Source organism: Rhodoplanes roseus, assembly GCF_003258865.1.
Classification (GTDB): domain Bacteria; phylum Pseudomonadota; class Alphaproteobacteria; order Rhizobiales; family Xanthobacteraceae; genus Rhodoplanes; species Rhodoplanes roseus.
Window position 1 is genome coordinate 1 of the sequence record NZ_NPEX01001039.1, and the last position, 233, is coordinate 233.

Below are 233 nucleotides of genomic sequence, written 5' to 3' on the forward strand. Positions count from 1 at the left end.
CTCGCCCTCGCCGTGCTTGGCGAGACCGTGGGTCAGACGCTGCAGGAGGGAACGCGGACGGCGCTCTTCTTCCTCATTGGCAGCACCCCGGCTGGCGTGGATCTGCCGCTGTGCGATGGCCGGAAAATCCTCCACCTTCGGCATCCGCGGCTGCACGCTCTCCGGCCGCTCCGCAGCCTGCGGAACGAAAGCCTCCTGGCGGCGCACCGGGGCCTCGCGCGTCGCCATCTCGT

The 233-nt window shown here is 70.4% G+C and carries 1 pseudogene; it reads right to left on the bottom strand.

The features are described from left to right. Positions 1 to 233 (bottom strand): annotated as a pseudogene (locus CH341_RS35100) (cell division protein FtsZ); the annotation flags it as partial.